General features: G+C 31.5%; 18 protein-coding genes. 14 read left to right on the top strand and 4 right to left on the bottom strand.

Annotated features, from left to right (window positions below):
- Nucleotides 1-2: 2 nt before the first annotated feature.
- Complete coding sequence (locus ACKRLN_RS07145) at nucleotides 3-329, bottom strand: hypothetical protein (protein WP_295883112.1); 327 nt, start codon at nucleotides 327-329, stop codon at nucleotides 3-5.
- Between the two features lie 131 nt (nucleotides 330-460).
- Here ACKRLN_RS07145 and ACKRLN_RS07140 point away from each other — a divergent pair, with 131 nt between their 5' ends.
- The 7 genes from ACKRLN_RS07140 to ACKRLN_RS07110 all read left to right on the top strand — a co-directional run bounded on the left by ACKRLN_RS07140 (nucleotide 461) and on the right by ACKRLN_RS07110 (nucleotide 7,376).
- Complete coding sequence (locus tag ACKRLN_RS07140; RefSeq protein WP_416334712.1) at nucleotides 461-1,300, top strand: nucleoside hydrolase; 840 nt, start codon at nucleotides 461-463, stop codon at nucleotides 1,298-1,300.
- Entirely contained in the window at nucleotides 1,297-1,806 is a 510-nt protein-coding gene (locus ACKRLN_RS07135) for an FUSC family protein (protein ID WP_203127880.1), read from the top strand. Before ACKRLN_RS07140 ends, ACKRLN_RS07135 begins: the two co-directional genes overlap by 4 nt.
- Before the next feature lie 140 nt (nucleotides 1,807-1,946).
- Entirely contained in the window at nucleotides 1,947-2,987 is a 1,041-nt protein-coding gene (locus tag ACKRLN_RS07130) for a hypothetical protein (RefSeq protein ID WP_416334711.1), read from the top strand.
- Between the two features lie 128 nt (nucleotides 2,988-3,115).
- Nucleotides 3,116-3,838, top strand: coding sequence for an ABC transporter ATP-binding protein (locus ACKRLN_RS07125; RefSeq protein ID WP_203127876.1), 723 nt, complete (start codon nucleotides 3,116-3,118; stop codon nucleotides 3,836-3,838).
- Nucleotides 3,831-5,480 (top strand): hypothetical protein, encoded by a 1,650-nt coding sequence (locus ACKRLN_RS07120; RefSeq protein WP_296140899.1) that lies wholly within the window; start codon nucleotides 3,831-3,833, stop codon nucleotides 5,478-5,480. The genes ACKRLN_RS07125 and ACKRLN_RS07120 overlap by 8 nt, the downstream gene beginning before the upstream one ends.
- An 87-nt stretch (nucleotides 5,481-5,567) precedes the next feature.
- On the top strand, nucleotides 5,568-6,581 hold the full coding sequence (locus ACKRLN_RS07115; protein WP_295883126.1) for a CAP domain-containing protein: 1,014 nt from the start codon (nucleotides 5,568-5,570) through the stop codon (nucleotides 6,579-6,581).
- Between the two features lie 105 nt (nucleotides 6,582-6,686).
- The gene (locus tag ACKRLN_RS07110) at nucleotides 6,687-7,376 is read left to right on the top strand and encodes a hypothetical protein (protein ID WP_203127870.1); all 690 of its coding nucleotides are present in this window, start codon (nucleotides 6,687-6,689) and stop codon (nucleotides 7,374-7,376) included.
- 48 nt (nucleotides 7,377-7,424) lie between these two features.
- Here ACKRLN_RS07110 and ACKRLN_RS07105 read toward each other — a convergent pair whose 3' ends face one another.
- Nucleotides 7,425-8,951 carry a ClC family H(+)/Cl(-) exchange transporter gene (locus tag ACKRLN_RS07105; protein ID WP_416334710.1) on the bottom strand — a complete coding sequence of 509 codons (1,527 nt, stop codon included), beginning with the start codon at nucleotides 8,949-8,951 and terminating at the stop codon, nucleotides 7,425-7,427.
- 14 nt (nucleotides 8,952-8,965) lie between these two features.
- Nucleotides 8,966-9,628 carry a hypothetical protein gene (locus ACKRLN_RS07100; RefSeq protein WP_416334709.1) on the bottom strand — a complete coding sequence of 221 codons (663 nt, stop codon included), beginning with the start codon at nucleotides 9,626-9,628 and terminating at the stop codon, nucleotides 8,966-8,968.
- Between the two features lie 63 nt (nucleotides 9,629-9,691).
- Between ACKRLN_RS07100 and ACKRLN_RS07095 the strand changes: the two genes are divergently transcribed.
- The 5 genes from ACKRLN_RS07095 (at nucleotide 9,692) to hemZ (ending at nucleotide 14,381) form a co-directional block, all read left to right on the top strand.
- Nucleotides 9,692-10,231 carry an ECF transporter S component gene (locus ACKRLN_RS07095; RefSeq protein ID WP_416334708.1) on the top strand — a complete coding sequence of 180 codons (540 nt, stop codon included), beginning with the start codon at nucleotides 9,692-9,694 and terminating at the stop codon, nucleotides 10,229-10,231.
- A 42-nt stretch (nucleotides 10,232-10,273) separates the two neighbouring features.
- Complete coding sequence (locus ACKRLN_RS07090) at nucleotides 10,274-10,693, top strand: PPC domain-containing DNA-binding protein (protein WP_416334707.1); 420 nt, start codon at nucleotides 10,274-10,276, stop codon at nucleotides 10,691-10,693.
- Nucleotides 10,694-10,700: 7 nt separating this feature from the next.
- Nucleotides 10,701-11,333 carry a CpXC domain-containing protein gene (locus tag ACKRLN_RS07085; RefSeq protein ID WP_416334706.1) on the top strand — a complete coding sequence of 211 codons (633 nt, stop codon included), beginning with the start codon at nucleotides 10,701-10,703 and terminating at the stop codon, nucleotides 11,331-11,333.
- A 145-nt stretch (nucleotides 11,334-11,478) separates the two neighbouring features.
- A complete protein-coding gene (locus ACKRLN_RS07080; protein WP_416334705.1) occupies nucleotides 11,479-13,023 on the top strand; it encodes an AbgT family transporter in 1,545 nt (514 codons plus the stop codon).
- A gap of 65 nt (nucleotides 13,024-13,088) precedes the next feature.
- Nucleotides 13,089-14,381: a coproporphyrinogen dehydrogenase HemZ gene (hemZ, locus tag ACKRLN_RS07075; protein ID WP_416334704.1), complete on the top strand. Its 1,293-nt coding sequence runs from the start codon at nucleotides 13,089-13,091 to the stop codon at nucleotides 14,379-14,381.
- Nucleotides 14,382-14,407: 26 nt separating this feature from the next.
- Here the strand turns inward: hemZ and ACKRLN_RS07070 are convergent, their stop codons facing one another.
- Nucleotides 14,408-15,277: a C39 family peptidase gene (locus ACKRLN_RS07070; RefSeq protein WP_416334703.1), complete on the bottom strand. Its 870-nt coding sequence runs from the start codon at nucleotides 15,275-15,277 to the stop codon at nucleotides 14,408-14,410.
- Nucleotides 15,278-15,574: 297 nt separating this feature from the next.
- On the opposite strand from ACKRLN_RS07070, the gene ACKRLN_RS07065 reads away from it, so the two are divergent.
- Entirely contained in the window at nucleotides 15,575-16,987 is a 1,413-nt protein-coding gene (locus tag ACKRLN_RS07065; RefSeq protein WP_416334702.1) for an aminoacyl-histidine dipeptidase, read from the top strand.
- A 144-nt stretch (nucleotides 16,988-17,131) separates the two neighbouring features.
- Nucleotides 17,132-17,398, top strand: coding sequence for an HPr family phosphocarrier protein (locus ACKRLN_RS07060; protein ID WP_203127700.1), 267 nt, complete (start codon nucleotides 17,132-17,134; stop codon nucleotides 17,396-17,398).
- The last annotated feature ends 26 nt before the right edge of the window (nucleotides 17,399-17,424 follow it).

The raw sequence follows: 17,424 nt of genomic DNA, 5'->3' as shown, positions 1-17,424 counted from the left end.
GCTTATTTAGTCTTAGATATGTATTTATAAACATATATTGGAGCAATTATTGTTCCTATAATACTATTAAATCTAAACAAAATCCCACTTAAAGATCTTTTTTCCAAAGTGGATATATGCAAGGCTGGAAATACATAAGGAAGTACTATTATAGATAGTATCCTTAAAAATATTGTAATATATGTATTTAAGTTTAATCTGTCAAATAAGACATTAAATAATCCGATAAATACTATAACTATTATCCAAGAAAATACAGTTCTCACATAATCGGAAGTTTTTGTTGGCTTTTCTATATATTGCCACAAGGCAACCTTTAGCATTTGCATATATTCTCCTTTCTTATATTATGTAAATCTATCTTCTAAGTACTTTACCCGATTGGTTAAAAAATAAATAATATATAAAGAAAATGGTAAAATTTTTTGGGCTTAGTATAGTAGAAAAAAAGTGAGGAATTATGGAATACGAAAAACCTTTTTTATATATAGATACAAATTTTGCGAAAGATGAGGCTCTTATGACTTATATGGCCTTTCAATCTTTTGATTTTGAAATTCTTGGTATGTCTACAGCTGATGGTAATGGTGAGATGAACCCAGTGCTTGCAGCAGAAAATATTGTAGGACTTTCTACTGAACAAGGACTATTTTTGCCAGTTGCTGCTGGCAAGCCTTTTAGTGATTACCATCACTTGGATAAGGAAATTTTTTCTACAACTAAGGATTATATAGAAAAAATGCCAGCCTATGAAAATATCATTGATAAGGCAGAAGATTGTGGAAGACTTGATATAATTGCAACAAGTGGACTTACAAATATTGCTAGAGCCTTGGAGGAAGCTCCAGAGATAGAAGATTTTATTTCTCATATTTTTATCCTAGGTGGAGAAACAGATGGAGAAGTTTCAGGAACTTTTATCGAAGATCCTGAATCTGTTGATAAAATACTAAATACCAGCATAGATTTATTTTTATTGCCTTTAGGGATAACAAATGAGCTTCTTCTTTCAGATGAAATGATTGCTAAACTTTATGGTAGAGATAAAAATCTAGACACTATTTTAGATGAATTTAAGAACAAACCTTTAGAAAATAGACTTTTAAAAGCGCCACTGCTTTTATACCTAACCCAGGCTCCAGAAGCCTTCATCTTTGAAGAATCAGGTTTTGGTGTTATCACCAGCGACCTTGAAGGAGAAGTGGGTAGCCTTTATAGGAGTAATAGCAGAAAGAAAAATTATAGGGTAAGCAGGGTAAATGAAGAATCCTTTTATGATTTTCTTCTAGGCAGCCTATGAAAATAAAAGCTCCAGGACTTAGGATAATTAAAACTTTTTTTGCAGTGACCCTTGCTATGCTAATCTCTTCCTATAGACCAGGGGAGGGTTTGCCTTTTTATAGTGCAATTGCTGCAATTATTTGTTTAAAATCAGATGTAGAGGGAAGTAGAGATATAGGTAAAAATAGGATAATTGGAACCATGCTTGGAGGTCTTTGTGGACTGATCTACCTTTTGATAGTACCGGCAAATACTTTACCAAAGGCTTTTGAGCTGATTTTAATTAGTTTTTTATCATCAATAATAATTTGGATAATGTCTATGGCCAATAAGCCAAAAGCAATTTCTATAATGGCCATAGTATTTTTATCAATAACAATTAACCACGGTAAGGAAGCAAATTTACCTTTTCTTTTTGCTTTCAATAGGACTTTTGACACTATGATTGGAGTAATTTCTGCAATCTTGGTAAACTGGTCAGACTTTGCCTTTAGAGAAAAATACAAAAATAAGAATAATTTATAAATTTAACAAGCTCCCAGATTTGGGAGTTTTTTTATATAAAAATCGAATAAAATCACTTTCTTGGGGTATAAGGATAAAGAAGATGTTAGTAGTTTTAAGTAAAAATCGCCATAAAAGCAGCTATAATAAAGGAGAAAATCATGAAAAATATTAAAAAAATGGCAGCACTAACTCTTGCTTTATCATTTTCATTTTTAGGGCAAGCAAGCCTAGTCAATCCAGTAAATAGCTATGCAAAAGAAGAAAGCCAGGCTAGCCAAATCGCCGATTTGGGGGTTGATAAGGGCAAAGGTAAATACATCGAAGAAACTGTAAACTTAAAACAAAGCCAAGATGAAATTGAATATTTCCTTAATGAGATTAGAGATATCCGTTCTAAGCTTTGGGATTCAAACATCCCTTACGTTAGTGTAAGTCCAGATGGAACAAAAAGTGAAAGCAAAAATTTGAGAGAATCAGCAGAAAAATCTGGATATACAACAATGAAAGACTATGCATTTGGGCTAAAATGGAGAACTGATTTAGAAAAAATAGCAATTCAAAGGGCTTTTGAACAAAAATACAGTGATTCATCAGATACTAGACCAGATGGATCTAATTTTAAATCAGCAACAATAAATGGTATCCACTCAGATGTTGAGATTGTCTCTAAAACAAATCTTAATGGTAATAAGATGAAGGCTTCAAGTCAATGGTCATTTGCGAATGATCAAACAGGTCAAAGCCAATATGATAAATTACTTGCAGCAAATGGGAAATTAACTCCTGAAAGTTTTGAGTTACACACTCTACTAAATCCAGGAATAAAATACATTGGTTATGCTCAACTAGCAGATGAAGAAACAAACACCCTCTATGAAGTAGTGGAATTGTCTTATGATATGAATTCAAAGATGGATTCAAGCAGCAATCAAATTACAAATCTAGTAGGTCCATACACATTATCAATAGGTGATAAAAATTATAAAAATGATAAAGATAATTCACAAAAAGATATGCTAGAGAAATTGAAAATCTCGTATTTAAATGCTCAAGAAACAATAAAGGGTGCAGAAATACTCAAAGAAACTATGCCAAATCTTTCTAGTGAAAACAGCGTAAAAATTACTGAATTAGTCAAGAAACAAAAAGAAGTTATCAAAAAAGCTGAAGCTATTTTAAAAGGCAAAGGCCTGATTTAAAAGATTAAATAATAATTAAAAGCTCAGTCCAAATATGGACTGGGTTTTTAGTTGTAAATAAAAAATATATAAAGTATATTTTATTTGTTCGTTTCTGATATGATATACTCATTGAAACGGAGGTAGTAATGATTGAAGTAAAAGATTTTACAAAAAGATACAAAACTGGAAAAACTGCAGTAGATAATATTAATTTTGAAGTAAGGGATGGGGAAATATTTGGTTTTTTAGGACCAAATGGTGCAGGCAAATCATCAACCATCAAGGCCATAGTTGGTATAAATACTCCAACAAGTGGTGAAATTACTATAAATGGTATAGATATAAAAGATGACCAAATTGCCTACAAAAAACAATTTTCTTATGTTCCGGATAACCCTGAACTTTTTGAATCTTATTCGGGATATGAATACATAAATTTTCTGGCAGACATCTATGGGATAGATGAAGCTACTCGCAAGCAAAGACTTGATTATTATTTAGAATTTTTTGACATAAAGGATGCAATGTCCGATCAAATCGAAACTTATTCCCATGGTATGGCCCAAAGGCTAGCCCTAATTGGTGCTTTGATAAATGATCCAGAAGTTTTAATTTTAGATGAGCCAATGGTAGGTCTTGATGCAAAATCTGCTTACAATCTAAAACAAATTTTAAAACAACGTGCAGCAAATGGCAAGGCAGTATTTTTCTCAACTCACGTTATGAGTGTTGCCCAAGAACTTTGCGATAGGATTGCAATTATAAATAGGGGCAAGATTATTGCCATGGGTAGTTTTGATGAGATCAAATCTCAATCAAATCATAAGGAAAATCTAGAAGCAGTTTTCTTGGAGCTTACTGATGAATAATATCAAAACTATTGCAAAATACTCTCTTTGGGAAGCATTTTTCCCATATATGAAAAGAAAAAAAGCAGCAAACTTACCAGAGAATTATTTTTTAAGAATCATTTACTTCATCTTTACTTACATATTTTTATCCTACATGGTTTATATGATTATGAATATGGTGGGGATGACTTTTCTTGGAAGAGAAAATGGCGATGTGCATTATTTTACTTATTTTGGCATAATAATGAGTCTTATGATAGTGATATTTTATATACCAACTATCATTTCCAACTTTTTTTCAGATAAAAAAACAGAAGTTTATAAGACCATGCCCATTAGCCAGGGGGAACTTTTTATTGGAAAAATCATAGGCAATGTAATTTCCTATGTAGATTTTATATTATTTTTCATAATAAGTCTTGTAATTTACACAATACACAAGGGTTTTGATATAAGTGTATTGGTCTTTGGGTTAATAAATTTTATAAGCCTAATTTTGATAGTATATTCTTTAATTACATTTGTAATACTTTTGCTAATGCGTTTTACAAGCATAAATAGGCACAGAAAATTATTTAAAACCCTCGGATATATCCTACTTTTTTCAGTAATTGGCCTTGCCTATGCCCTGCCATTAATTAGGGAAGAAAATCAAATTGGCCAAAACCTGGGGCAAATTAATAAGATTTTTGAAAACTTTTTAGGACTTAAGGACGTATTTTTTAATGCCAAATTTTTTGGGCTTGCTGTAGGTGGTGATTTGAAAAACAAAGTGATTTTTAGCTTAGTTTTATTTGCTATTTCAGCTTTGATTTTATATTTATCCTACAAGTTTGCTGATAAAAATTATTATAAGAGCTTAGAAGAGAAAACCACCCAAAAAACTGATAAAAAACAAGCTAAGAAAAACATAAATTTCAATCAAAAATCCCAAGTTTGGGCTATATTTAAAAGAGATATAAAAAATCTATTTTCAAATGTAGTTTTTATAGCTGGCGGCATACCAATGCTAATTATATTTGGATTTATGGGAGCTAGGATGGGTAAACAACTAAGTGCTGATTTGGGTAGTATGGCTTTTTTTGATCCTGAAATTAGATTTTGGGTTTTAGTGATTGGATTTTTATTGGGCCTACTAATTTGGTGCAATTCAAATATTACATCCACCGCTCTCTCCCGTGAACATACAAGTTTTTACCTATTCCAAACCCTGCCGATTGACCCTAAAAAACATTATTTCGCAAGATTATTTGCAGGCTTTTTTGCCTTTAGTATTTTTAATATTTTGCTGAGCTTAATATTTCTATATTTTGTTAGATTTGGAATTTCAAATGCTATCCTGTTTTTCCTAGGACTTAGCCTAGGATCGGTTTTAGCAAGTGCTTTTGGTCTTAGCTTGGGTAGCAAAAAAATTATTACAAATTGGAATAAGCCTGAAGAGCTCAGCAAGGGCGGAGTGATAAATATACTATATTATTTTTTAAGCCTAATTATTGTAGCTCTAATGGTGGGTCTGGGGGTATTTTTGACCCAGATATTTGCCGCAAATATATTTATAGCCTATGCAATTATGATTATAATAATGCTTGCTATGACACTATTTGTAAACGCTAGAGCTCTTAATGCCTACAAAAAAGGATTTTATAATATTAATGATTAGTCCTTAAATAAAAATGAATTTTCATATAAATCTTGCAAAAAAATTAGTGTATAATGTATATGTAATATATTATATTAGGAGATAAATATGAAAAGTTATAAAAAATTAGCCCTTTCTCTTGCCCTATCATTTGTTATATTGGGTGCAAATCCTGCATTTGGAGCAGAATCAAGACTTGATCTTGGTGTAGATACTGGAAAAGTTGCTTTTAGTGAAGGAACATTTAGCCTAAAGCAAGATGAAGCTTTAAAAAATGAAGTTTTATCTGAAATACGTGCCATAAGATCCAGATTATGGGATGAAAATATTTTCTACACTCTAGAAGGATCAAATAAAAATGGTGAGCGTCTTCAAGATGTAGCAAAAGCAAATGGATTTTCTAGCAAAGAAGCCTATGTAAATGGACTTACTTGGTCAAATAATCTAGAAAGAATTGCTATACAAAGAGCTTACGAACAAACCATTACTGGACTTTCTCATAATAGACCAGACGGATCAGATAATAGCACCGCTATAACAAAAAGCGGAATCTATGCGAGTGCAGAAATCCTAGCTTCAAGTACCCAAAAAGAAGACCCAAAAAAATCTTTTGCCCAATGGGCATTTGAACCGTCAAAAAGAAAAAATAATAAATCAGAATACCAATTATTGAAAGAATCAAAAGGGGTATCAAATTCTGATAATGGACACTTACACATCATTCTAGACCCAGAATTAAAACACATTGGCTATGCGGCATTAAATACAAATAGCAAATGGAATTACGGGGTAGGAGTATTTGACTTTAATATTTCAAATGTAAATGAAAACTCAGTAAATATTGTAGGAAATTATAATATCTATGCTGGAGATATAGCAGATGCACCAAAAGTCGAAAACAAAACAGCAAATCCAGTAAGATTAGATGAACTTTCTCCAGAAAGCATCCAAAAATTAAGAAACACAGTTACAAACTCAAAAGAAACTATAGCTGGAGCAAAACTTTTAATGAGAACTATGCCTCAATTTGTCGAAAAAAATGGAGATAAACTTAATGCATTAATAGAAAGTTCTCAAAAATTGATTGATAGAGCAGAAAAAATATTAGCTAATTATAAATAAAAGCAAAGGACAGAAGAAATTCTGTCTTTTTTTGTAGATAAATTGTGTTTTTTATTAAATTATGAGAAAATATCTATTAAAGATAATAATTTTAAAGGAGTAATTATGAAATACAAAAAATTATTAGTATCAGCATTATCAGCCTCAATATTATTTGGAGGACTCGCAAGTTCCGCTTCTGCAGATAACATTAATACAAATTCAGGTTTTTATAGGTCAAGAAGAACAAGACAAGCTTACTTGAATCTATCAGCGGATCAAAGAAGCGAAATAGATACTATTAATACCAACAATAACACTCAAATAACTCTTAAAGAAGTAAAAGCCCACGGTAAATATAGATTACCAATTGTAAAGGGGCAAAATTATTTATATGCATTTATGGATGATAGAAACAATAATGGCATGGTAGGAGAAAATGATATTTCTGCAATAGGAACAAGCCCTGTAAAAGCAGTAGAAACTATCGAAGAAATAGATGAAGATATTTCAAACCGTGATCAAGAAATTAATGAAGCAGTAGAAGAAATTATTGAAACAACTACTGAAGTTGAAAAACCAGTAGAGGAAGAAATAGAAATACAAGATCCTATTTCTAATATTTCAGAACAACAGCTAGATAAACTACAAAATGCAATTGATCAAGCAGAGGAGACCATAGCTGGAGCAAAAATTTTAATGGACACTATGCCACAATTAGCTGAAAAAAATGGTCCTGCCTTAAATCAATTAATTGAAAAACAAAATACAATTATCAGCAGAGCCAATGCCATTTTAAAGGCAAATGGTAGATAAAATTATTAAAAGCGGGGAAAAATCCTCGCTTTTATTTTTTGTTTAATTTTATTCTGGTTTTAAGTATTTATCTATTTCTAGAGAATCTTTTGCATCTATTAGTACAGTGATTTTATCACCTAATAAAATTTTATCCTCTGCATTTGGAACAAATTCATGATTATCGCGTTCTATAGACATTATTAAGATATGTCTTGGGAATTTTATTTCTTTTAGCTTTTTATCTATTACTTCAAGGCCATCAACTATTGTGTACTCAAGGATTGAGTAATTAGATAAATCTCTTTCTTGGGCTACTAATAAGTTTTTATCTTTTAACTGCCTTTCAAAAAGTGTGTCATAAATTGGATCAATTTTTAATATTTCAGCTACATAGTAAGAAACAATAACAACTACAGCTATAGATAATAAATGCTCAAAGCTTGATATCATCTCAGAAACTAAGATTACAGATAAAATTGGACTTCTGACAACTGATGCTAAGATACCAGACATGCCCAATATTATAAAGTTTATATAATATTGGTCTAAATTTATACCATTTTCAAGCATTGAAAAAATTAAAGCACCACATGATCCTCCAATGACAAGTACTGGTAGGAAAATACCGCCTTGGACTCCTGAACCATAGCAAAAAGTTGTATAAAATAATTTTATTACGAGTATTGCCAATAAATATTTTATAGGAAATCTAGTGTAGGCCATTTCTTCTAAAAGAGCATGCCCGCCACCTGTTATTTCAAAAAATGAAAATCCAATTATAATTGTAACACCCATTAGTAGGGCATATTTTAAAATATCTGAATTAATTTTCTTAAATAAGTCTTGAAATTTTATTATCATCACATTATAAAATCCGCCAACTATTCCAGTTAGAATACCAACTAATATTGCAATCCATATAAGCTTCATTGGAAGAGATTTTATAATTGCAAAGCTAAAAGATGATTCAGGACCCATGATTACAAAAGAAATATAATTTGCAATGATAGATGCTATAAATGCTGGGAGAAGAACAAATTTTGAATATGATTTATGTAGCTCTTCTATAGCAAAAATACAACCTGCCATAGGTGCATTAAATGCTGCGGCAAGTCCAGCAGCTGCACCAGCTGTAATCATATATTTTATTTCATCTGGTGGTCTTTTTAAAATCTTGCCTACAAACTTTGCACTTGCTCCACCCATTTGTATAGAAGGACCCTCTCTACCAAGTGAAAATCCCATGAGATTTCCAAGGCTACCACCTACAATTTTTGATATCATAGTTGGCCACTCATTCATTTTAAATTTTCCTAAGATTTCTCCACGGATTTGAGGGATACCACTTCCCCCGGATAGAGGAGCCCATTTTAATAATCTGTTTATAATAAATGAAATTATTACAGCCATAATTATTAAAATAAGCAAAGATTTAAAATCAAAGTTACTATATAAAACTTTTCTGTAAGTATCCATCTTTGAAATTATAAATCTATAAAGTACTGAAAAAAGGCCAGCGAAAGCCCCCACAATTATAGAATCTGTCAGTATTCTGAATATTAATTTTTTCTTTTTGTTAAAATCATTTTTCATCTTGTACCGACAAATTAATTTTTAGGATAAATACGATAGTTTATGCCATTTACCATCTCTACATCATATGGGCTATCAGCAAAATATCCTTTTAAAAACTCATAACGATAATCATGATATGAAGAATTTTCGCTTTTTAAATTTATATCATCATTATTAGAAACTTCAAAGCTCTCGTGATGATCATGATCGTGGCCACCGGCACAAACATTGTTCTTTGAATCTTCTGGATTTATATCTTGGTTTTCATATTTGCTATGAAGATTATTATTTGTAATCAGATATAAATCTCCTTTTTCATCGATTTGAGCAGACATACCCCTATCACAAGGCATACCATCCAGTAAGAGCATATTTAAATCTGTAAATACTCCGTTAAAATCAGAAAAATCTTTGCCTTTTGCATTTTCCTTACCAAATGCATACATTTTTTCTTTTGTATTTTCACTATGATTTAAGGCGTAGTTTAGCCTATTTTCTACTACATCAATTTTTGAATCAAGCCATCCGTGGATGTTGTCTTGATCGATAAGTTCTTCTAGTGGCTCAGTTGATACTGGATTATTTATTTTATCAACCTCACTTGTATTGCCATCTAGTAAGTAATTTGTTATCTTATCTTGAAATTTTATTTTGTCATACATCATAAAATGTATTGGACCTAAATTTTTACTCATTATATCACCTCATTTTTATTTTACTTGATATATATATGATATACTATTTAATTAGGAGGATTTATGAAAAATTTAACAACAAAAAAACTTACATACGTAGGACTTTTTGCAGCACTTACTTTTGTTTCAAATTACTTACAAATCCCTTTTGTAACTCCATTTGGCAATACCCGTTTTCATCTAGGAAATGTTTTTTGCTTACTTTCTGGAATTATTTTAGGACCTCTTTATGGTGGACTTGCTGCAGGTATAGGTCCAACTTTGTTTGATCTTTTTGATCCAGTATATTTTACATCTGCACCAACAACTTTTATAAACAAATTTGCTATGGCAGCGGTGGCTGGATATATATTTAACAAAGGATTTGATAGGGAGAATAAGACAAGACTTATCCTTGCATCTATCTTGGGTCAACTAACCTATATTATCTTGTATCTAGGCAAAACTTTTATAAAAAATTATTATATATTGAATCTAACTTTTGAAGCATCTATGGTAGAATTTGCCCAAAAAGCTGGTGTATCTTTGCTCAATGGTCTTATATCAGTAATATTTGCATCCATAATTGCGATCCCTCTCTTAAAAGCAGTCAAATTTGAATAGTTAGCTCATTATTGGGTATCTATTTTCCTAAGAGGTGACTTTATGGATTATAAGAGATTTGATGACAAAATAGTACTTAGATTAAAAAAAGGTGATAAGATTATAGAATCACTTGAAAAACTAGCCAATGAAGAAGATATTACAGGAGCTCATTTTCAAGGTATAGGTGCAGTAAATGAATTAAAAATCGGAGTCTTGCACCCGGGAAAAGATGATTATGATTGGGATATCTATAATGAAGATCTAGAAATTACTTCCCTTATTGGTAATATTACAATATTTGATCAAAAACCAATTGTACACACCCACATTACTTGTGCAGGAGAAGGCTCAAAAGTAATTGGCGGTCATTTGGGAGAGGCCACTTGCTCTTTTACAGCAGAAATTTTTGTAGACTTAATAGATGGTAAATTAGAAAAACAAGCTAATTCTGAGCTTGGCATCAATATTATAGAATTTTAGGTGGATTATGCAAACTAGAGAAAAAATATTTGGAATAACTTGCCCGGCTTGTGGCCATTCTTTTGAAAACGAAATGAATACAGCAGTTTTTTCTGCAACAAGTGATAGAGAACTAATATTGGCAAATCAATTTGCTATCCAACATTGTCCAAATTGCAATCACGAGTTTATTTTAAATTACAGATTTGCTTATACTGATGATGAAATCAAATTTATGCTTGTAAATGACCCACAATTTGTGGATAAAAAAGCAAGACTTGCCTTTAAATCAAGTCTTAGCCTACTAGATAGATTTCACAAAGAAGAGCAAGAAAAGTATCTTACAAGGATGACAAGTGATATTGAAGAACTTCGCGAAAAAATTGTTATTTTTGAAAATTACTTGTCAGATAAGGCAGTAGAGATCATGAAATACATCTTACTAGAAAGCAATGAACTAGCATTTGACCATGATGATGTGATTTCATTTAGATTAGTAGATGGAAACACATATTTAATAAAAACCACTGATGGTAAGGAATATACCCTAAGTTTTGTAAGAGAAGTATATAATAAAATAATTAGCCAGTACGATGGATTATTTGATGCGGAAAATGCTGAAAAAGTAGATAAAAATTGGGCTTATGAATTTTTAAAATAAAAAACAAAGCTAGCCATTTTGGCTAGTTTTTTTATAACTTTTTCACTTTATCATGATACTGGTGATTGTTATTAGTTGACTTTTCTTTATTTATGGTATAAAGTATAAATATATTTTTATATAAATTCATTTAATTGGAGGTATTATGGAAGATAAAAATAAAAGATCTCAAGCTAAAGAATCGGGATTCTTAGCCTGGGTAGAAAGAGTAGGAAATTCCCTGCCGCACCCTGCTATGATTTTTGTAATTATGATTGCAATTTTGGCAGTTATTGCACAAGTTTGTTATATGAATGGCGTTTCTGTAGATTTTTTTGATGCAGGAGAGGGAAAAATTGTTAAAATTTCAGCAGTTCCTCTTTTAAATGCAAAAGGAATCAGACACATTTTTAGCACAGCTGTAACGAATTTCACTGGATTTGCTCCACTTGGTACAGTTTTAGTGGCAATGCTTGGTGTTGGCGTTGCTGAATATGCTGGATTTTTTGATGCAGGTCTTAAAAAACTTTTATCAAATGTCCCATCACTTGTTCTGACTGCAACAGTAGTTTTTGTTGGAATTATCTCAAATATTGCATCTGATGCGGGATATGTAGTTGTAATCCCACTTGGTGCTTTGATTTTCCTAACAGCTGGCAAACACCCAATTGCAGGACTCGCTGCAGCTTTTGCCGGAGTATCGGGAGGATTTTCTGCAAACTTACTATTTGGACCTACAGATGCATTATTATCAGGACTTACAAATGAGGCATTAAGAGCAGCAAGTATTGATGCGACAGTTGATGTTACAGGCAACTGGTATTTCTTAATTTCTTCAACAATTATTTTAACTTGTATAGGAACTTTGGTGACAGAACTTGTAGTTATTCCAAATTTAGGTGAGTACAAATTAGCTAGCCAACACGAAGTAAAATCAGATGTAACAGAAGTAGAGAAAAAGGGTCTAAGAAATGCACTTATTGCCTTAGTTATTTATATAATTATCCTTGGACTTTTAATGTTTCCTGAAAATGCTATCTTAAAAGAGCCAGACAAATATGGCAAAATAAATATCAACAATTTCTTGGCTCATGGATTAATCCCAGCCTTATTTTTACTCTTCCTAATTCCAGGATTTGTTTATGGTAAAAGCGTTGGAACTATCAAAGATACGAATGATTTAGTAAAAGCAATGTCAAAATCTATGGAGTCAATGGGTGGATACCTTGTATTAGCTTTTTTTGCATCTCAATTTGTGGCTTTATTTGGATACACCAACCTAGGAACAATTCTTTCTGTAAATGGTGCAAACTTCTTAAATAATATAGGACTAAAGGGCATCCCATTAATAATTATATTTATTTTATTAACATCTTTTTTAAACTTATTTATGGGATCAGCATCTGCAAAATGGGCAATTATGGCTCCAATATTTGTGCCAATGTTCTTTGAAATGGGACTTTCACCAGAGCTTACACAAATAGCATACAGGATTGCCGATTCATCAACAAATATTATTAGTCCACTTATGAGCTATTTTGCAATGATTGTAGTATTTATGCAAAAATATGACAAAGAAAGCGGGCTTGGTACGCTGATTTCTACTATGCTGCCATATTCAATTTCATTTTTAGTATTTTGGACAGTGTGGCTAATAGCTTGGATGCTATTAAAATTACCACTAGGACCTGGTGCTGGACTTTATGTTTAATAATCAAACAGGCTTTCAATTTTGAAGGCCTGTTTTTGCGTATACAAAAAAAGTATAATTATCCCATGAAAATTTACTTAAGTGATGAAAATAAAAGAAAAATTGTATATGATATTTTAAATATTTTTTATGATGACAGACAGATAATTTTTTCTGATGAGGGAGAAATTGAAATATTAGATGAGAAAATTATTTTTCAAGGTCAAACTTATCCTTATAAAGATAATTATGAGTTAAAAGCCACATTGTATAAGCTACTCGTAGATATAAATGATTACAAATCTCCCTGGGGGATGCTGACTGGATCAAAACCATCAAAGCTTTTACAAAAATATAGTTCAACTGAAATAAAAGAAAAATATCTTCTTTCAGATGAAAAAATTAATTTGCTAGTAGATATTAAAAACGAGCAAGAAAAATTAGATTTTGATAAAGATAGTTTTAATTTATACATTAATATTCCATTTTGCCCAACTAGGTGCGATTATTGTTCTTATCCTACAATAATTGGACCCCACCATGATAAAAGTGAATATATTTCATATTTAATAAAAGAAATTAATAATATAAATTTGCCAAAAAACTTAGACACAATTTATATAGGAGGTGGGACTCCTTCCTATATCAGCCATAAGGATTTGGAAAAATTATTGGTTACAATAAATAATAAATTTTCCTACCAAGAATTTACTTTCGAAGCAGGTCGTGAAGATACTTTGGATAAAGAAAAATTAGAAATTCTAAAGAAAAATGGGGTTGGGAGGATTTCCCTAAATCCGCAGACATTTAACCAAAAAATTATAAAATCTGTTGGTAGAAGTCAAGATATGGATCATTTTCTAAAAATGTATGAAAAGGCTCGTGAATTAGGATTTATAATTAATATGGATTTTATAGTTGGACTTGTTGGAGAAGACGCAGAAACTTTTACAAAAAACTTTGAAGTCCTAGAAAAACTTCAGCCAGACAATATTACTTTTCATGCTTTAGCTAGTAAGTCTGGCAGTAAGTATAGGGAAGAGAATAAAAAAGGCTCTATAAAAGATGCTTTAAAGATTAATGAGAATATAAAAAACTTTACTAAAGCTAACAATTATAAAGCCTATTATCTTTACCGCCAAAAAAATATTATCAGCAATTTAGAAAATGTTGGCTATCAAAAAAGAAATACAGCCCAAAGATACAATATAATTATCAATGAAGAAATAGAAAATGTGATAGGCTTGGGTATGAATGCTAATAGCAAGCTTATGGATGGCAAAAAATACAGGAACGCTCGCAATATGAAAGACTATAGGGAAAATATTGAGAAAATAATTAGGGATAAAAATCAAATTATAAATGAATATAAAAGGTAAAAGTGAACCTAAGATTGGGTTCACTTTTACTTTATCAGCCAAATTTTAGCGATTTGATTAGAAATCTCATCATAAGACCAAGATTTTTGACTCTTGCGTATACTGTTTGGGTCGTTTATGACAAACTTTCCATCCTTATATGAGTCTATGACCATAATATGACCAAAAAGGGTGAAATACCCGCCATTTACAGAGACGATCAGAGGTCCCTGGTCTAAGGCATAGATCAATTCATATTCATCTAGGGGGATTTCACTAATAGTATAACCATATCGCTTGGCCTCATCTGAGAAAAAATCCCAGGAAATTCCTCCGTAGGTCATGTAGGCTTCTGCATCTTTGGCAACTATATCTGGAGTTATGGAAATATCTCCATTTAACCTAGCCAGGACCATGGCCATAGCTGTAGGGCCACAACCATAAAAACCTATATTTTTATCATCTAAGGCATTATAAGCCCACCTATTGTCCCATTGTAAAAAGTAGGGAGTCTTACGATCTAGTAAAACTGACTCGCCAGGGAAAAACTCGAAATTAGTAATGCCGTTTTGATAATTGTAAACAAAATCAATTGTATCGGAGTCATTGCCAGCAAGATAAATCAAAGCATCATCTAAATTATCAAAATTATCTACAATCCAACTTGCTTTATCATTACCACTATTTGCTTCTTTTTTTAAATTATTTTTAAGAATTCTCTTATCATCTGTTTTATATCCATCTGGGTCAAATCCTAGACCAAAATTAAATATTTCGCTTATACCATCAATTGGAGAATCTGAGTAGTAAGAAACTTCATTGTATCTTGTTTTTAAGAAATTGAGAATAAATATTAAAAAAACTATTATTAATAGAGTGGGTAAGCAGCCGAATTTTTTTCTTTTATGTACTTTCATATCTACCTCTTGTACCTATATTTAAATATATTATATCATAATTCATATTAATAAACAATATTGGCTACAAAAATAAATATATATAACTAAGAAATTAAATTTATTAAATATTGACAGTTGTTATCCTTTGTCTATAAAATAGTAGTAATAATAAATTAAGGGCTAAGGCCTATTATTAAAATTAAAGCAAACCCTTTGCCCCTAGGTCAATCAAACTTGGGGTTAATATCCAAAAGTTTAAAATAAATTGGGTATTAAATAATATAGGACTTAGTTAAATAGAAAAAGGAGATATAAATGGAAATTAAAGATTTAAAACCTGAACTTGTGTGGAAATTTTTTAGCGAATTAAGTGAAATTCCAAGAGGTTCTGGGGATGAAAAGGCTGTTTCTGATTATTTGGTAAATTTTGCTAAGGAAAGAAACTTAGAAGTACGCCAAGATGAAGCTTTAAATGTCATTTTCAAAAAAGATGCAAGTGCTGGATACGAAGATAAGCCAACTATTGCCCTACAAGGCCACATGGATATGGTATGTGTAAAAGAAGATAGTTCTGATCACGACTTTAGCAAAGATCCTATAAAATTAATTGTTGATGGTGATTGGGTTAGAGCTGATGGAACAACTTTAGGTGCTGATGATGGCATGGGAGTTGCATTTATCCTTGCAATTTTTGATGACAAAGATATAGCACACGGCCCACTTGAAGCTATCATTACAACTGGAGAAGAAACTTCAATGGTAGGTGCAAATGCACTAGATGCCTCAGATATTAAAGCCCAATACTTAATCAATATCGATACAGAAGAGGATGGTATCCTTACAATCGGTTGTGCTGGTGGATGCGATTTAGAAATTAGCTTTAAAAAAGAAAAAGAAGCCGCAAAGGGAGATTTCTTAAAACTTGATCTAAGAGGATTTGAAGGTGGCCATTCAGGAATGGAAATTGATAGGGCACGTCTAAATACTATAAAAACAATAGGTAGACTTTTAACTGATATTGATAACATTCAAATAGCGTCAATCAATGGTGGGGTAAAAAGAAATGCTATCGCTTCAACAGCAGAAGTTGTATTTGCAGTAGCTAATAAAGAAGATGCTAAAAAAGAAATTGAATCAAGAATTGCTGATATCCTAAATGAATCAAAAGATACAGATCCAAAAGGACAAATCACACTTAGTGATGCAAGTTTTGATGAAGATGTACTTACAACAGAACTTTCAGCAAATATTATAAATACACTTTATGCACTACCAGATGGTTTAGTTAAAAAACATGAAGGCGAAATCATCACATCTTCAAACATAGGTATCCTAGAAGAAGATGAAAACGAAGTAAAAATAATATCTATGGTTAGATCACAAATTGACTCTGCCAAATTTAACCGTGCAGCAATTGCTAAAAAAATAGCAGAACAATTTGGTGCTCATTGTGAGGTAAACAACCCTTACACAGGATGGCAAAGAGAAGAAACAAAACTAATTGACATTGCAAATGATATTTGGAAAGAGCAAACTGGATCAGAAATGACAGTAGAAACAACTCACGGTGGTCTAGAATGTGGACTATTTAAAGGAGTTATGCCAAATGTAGAAATGCTATCATTTGGTCCAACTATCGAGGGAGCTCACTCACCAAGCGAGAGAGTAAGCATAGAATCAACTGAGAAAAATTACAAATTCTTAGTAGAATTACTAAAAAGAATCTAAGAAACTAAACCACCCAAGCCATGGGTGGTTTTTTATTTAGATATTTATATGTAGTTTATAAAATTATAGTGGAAAATGTTTGCATTTTCATAAAAAATATTGTAATATAATTACATAAGAAAATATATAAAAAAAGGAGGTACTATGTACGAGCAAAAAGTCACACTAACTAATGAGATTGGCTTGCATGCAAGGCCTGCATCGATTTTTATCCGCGCTGCAGTAAAGTTTCCTTGCGATATTACAGTTGAAAAAAATGGCAGAAGCTATAATGCAAAGTCAATAATGTCAGTTCTTAGCATGAGTGCTTCTAATGGAGATGAGTTAACTTTAAAAGCAGAAGGAGACAAGGAAGAAGAAGCCATAAAAAGCCTTGTTGAAGTCATAGAAAGTAAGATTAATAATCAATAATATATATTCGCGAGCTTCGGCTCGTT

The organism is Anaerococcus sp. AH8042_DFU013_CI05, from assembly GCF_047936775.1.
GTDB lineage: Bacteria > Bacillota > Clostridia > Tissierellales > Peptoniphilaceae > Anaerococcus.
This window is presented reverse-complemented; position numbering and strand designations above follow the sequence as displayed.

Excerpts from the sequence above, each read along its gene's own strand:
- ACKRLN_RS07145 (WP_295883112.1), bottom strand. The coding sequence starts at position 329 with ATGCAAATGCTAAAGGTTGCCTTGTGGCAATATATAGAAAAGCCAACA.
- ACKRLN_RS07140 (WP_416334712.1), top strand. The coding sequence starts at position 461 with ATGGAATACGAAAAACCTTTTTTATATATAGATACAAATTTTGCGAAA.
- ACKRLN_RS07135 (WP_203127880.1), top strand. The coding sequence starts at position 1,297 with ATGAAAATAAAAGCTCCAGGACTTAGGATAATTAAAACTTTTTTTGCA.
- ACKRLN_RS07130 (WP_416334711.1), top strand. The coding sequence starts at position 1,947 with ATGAAAAATATTAAAAAAATGGCAGCACTAACTCTTGCTTTATCATTT.
- ACKRLN_RS07125 (WP_203127876.1), top strand. The coding sequence starts at position 3,116 with ATGATTGAAGTAAAAGATTTTACAAAAAGATACAAAACTGGAAAAACT.
- ACKRLN_RS07120 (WP_296140899.1), top strand. The coding sequence starts at position 3,831 with ATGAATAATATCAAAACTATTGCAAAATACTCTCTTTGGGAAGCATTT.
- ACKRLN_RS07115 (WP_295883126.1), top strand. The coding sequence starts at position 5,568 with ATGAAAAGTTATAAAAAATTAGCCCTTTCTCTTGCCCTATCATTTGTT.
- ACKRLN_RS07110 (WP_203127870.1), top strand. The coding sequence starts at position 6,687 with ATGAAATACAAAAAATTATTAGTATCAGCATTATCAGCCTCAATATTA.
- ACKRLN_RS07105 (WP_416334710.1), bottom strand. The coding sequence starts at position 8,951 with ATGAAAAATGATTTTAACAAAAAGAAAAAATTAATATTCAGAATACTG.
- ACKRLN_RS07100 (WP_416334709.1), bottom strand. The coding sequence starts at position 9,628 with ATGAGTAAAAATTTAGGTCCAATACATTTTATGATGTATGACAAAATA.
- ACKRLN_RS07095 (WP_416334708.1), top strand. The coding sequence starts at position 9,692 with ATGAAAAATTTAACAACAAAAAAACTTACATACGTAGGACTTTTTGCA.
- ACKRLN_RS07090 (WP_416334707.1), top strand. The coding sequence starts at position 10,274 with ATGGATTATAAGAGATTTGATGACAAAATAGTACTTAGATTAAAAAAA.
- ACKRLN_RS07085 (WP_416334706.1), top strand. The coding sequence starts at position 10,701 with ATGCAAACTAGAGAAAAAATATTTGGAATAACTTGCCCGGCTTGTGGC.
- ACKRLN_RS07080 (WP_416334705.1), top strand. The coding sequence starts at position 11,479 with ATGGAAGATAAAAATAAAAGATCTCAAGCTAAAGAATCGGGATTCTTA.
- hemZ (WP_416334704.1), top strand. The coding sequence starts at position 13,089 with ATGAAAATTTACTTAAGTGATGAAAATAAAAGAAAAATTGTATATGAT.
- ACKRLN_RS07070 (WP_416334703.1), bottom strand. The coding sequence starts at position 15,277 with ATGAAAGTACATAAAAGAAAAAAATTCGGCTGCTTACCCACTCTATTA.
- ACKRLN_RS07065 (WP_416334702.1), top strand. The coding sequence starts at position 15,575 with ATGGAAATTAAAGATTTAAAACCTGAACTTGTGTGGAAATTTTTTAGC.
- ACKRLN_RS07060 (WP_203127700.1), top strand. The coding sequence starts at position 17,132 with ATGTACGAGCAAAAAGTCACACTAACTAATGAGATTGGCTTGCATGCA.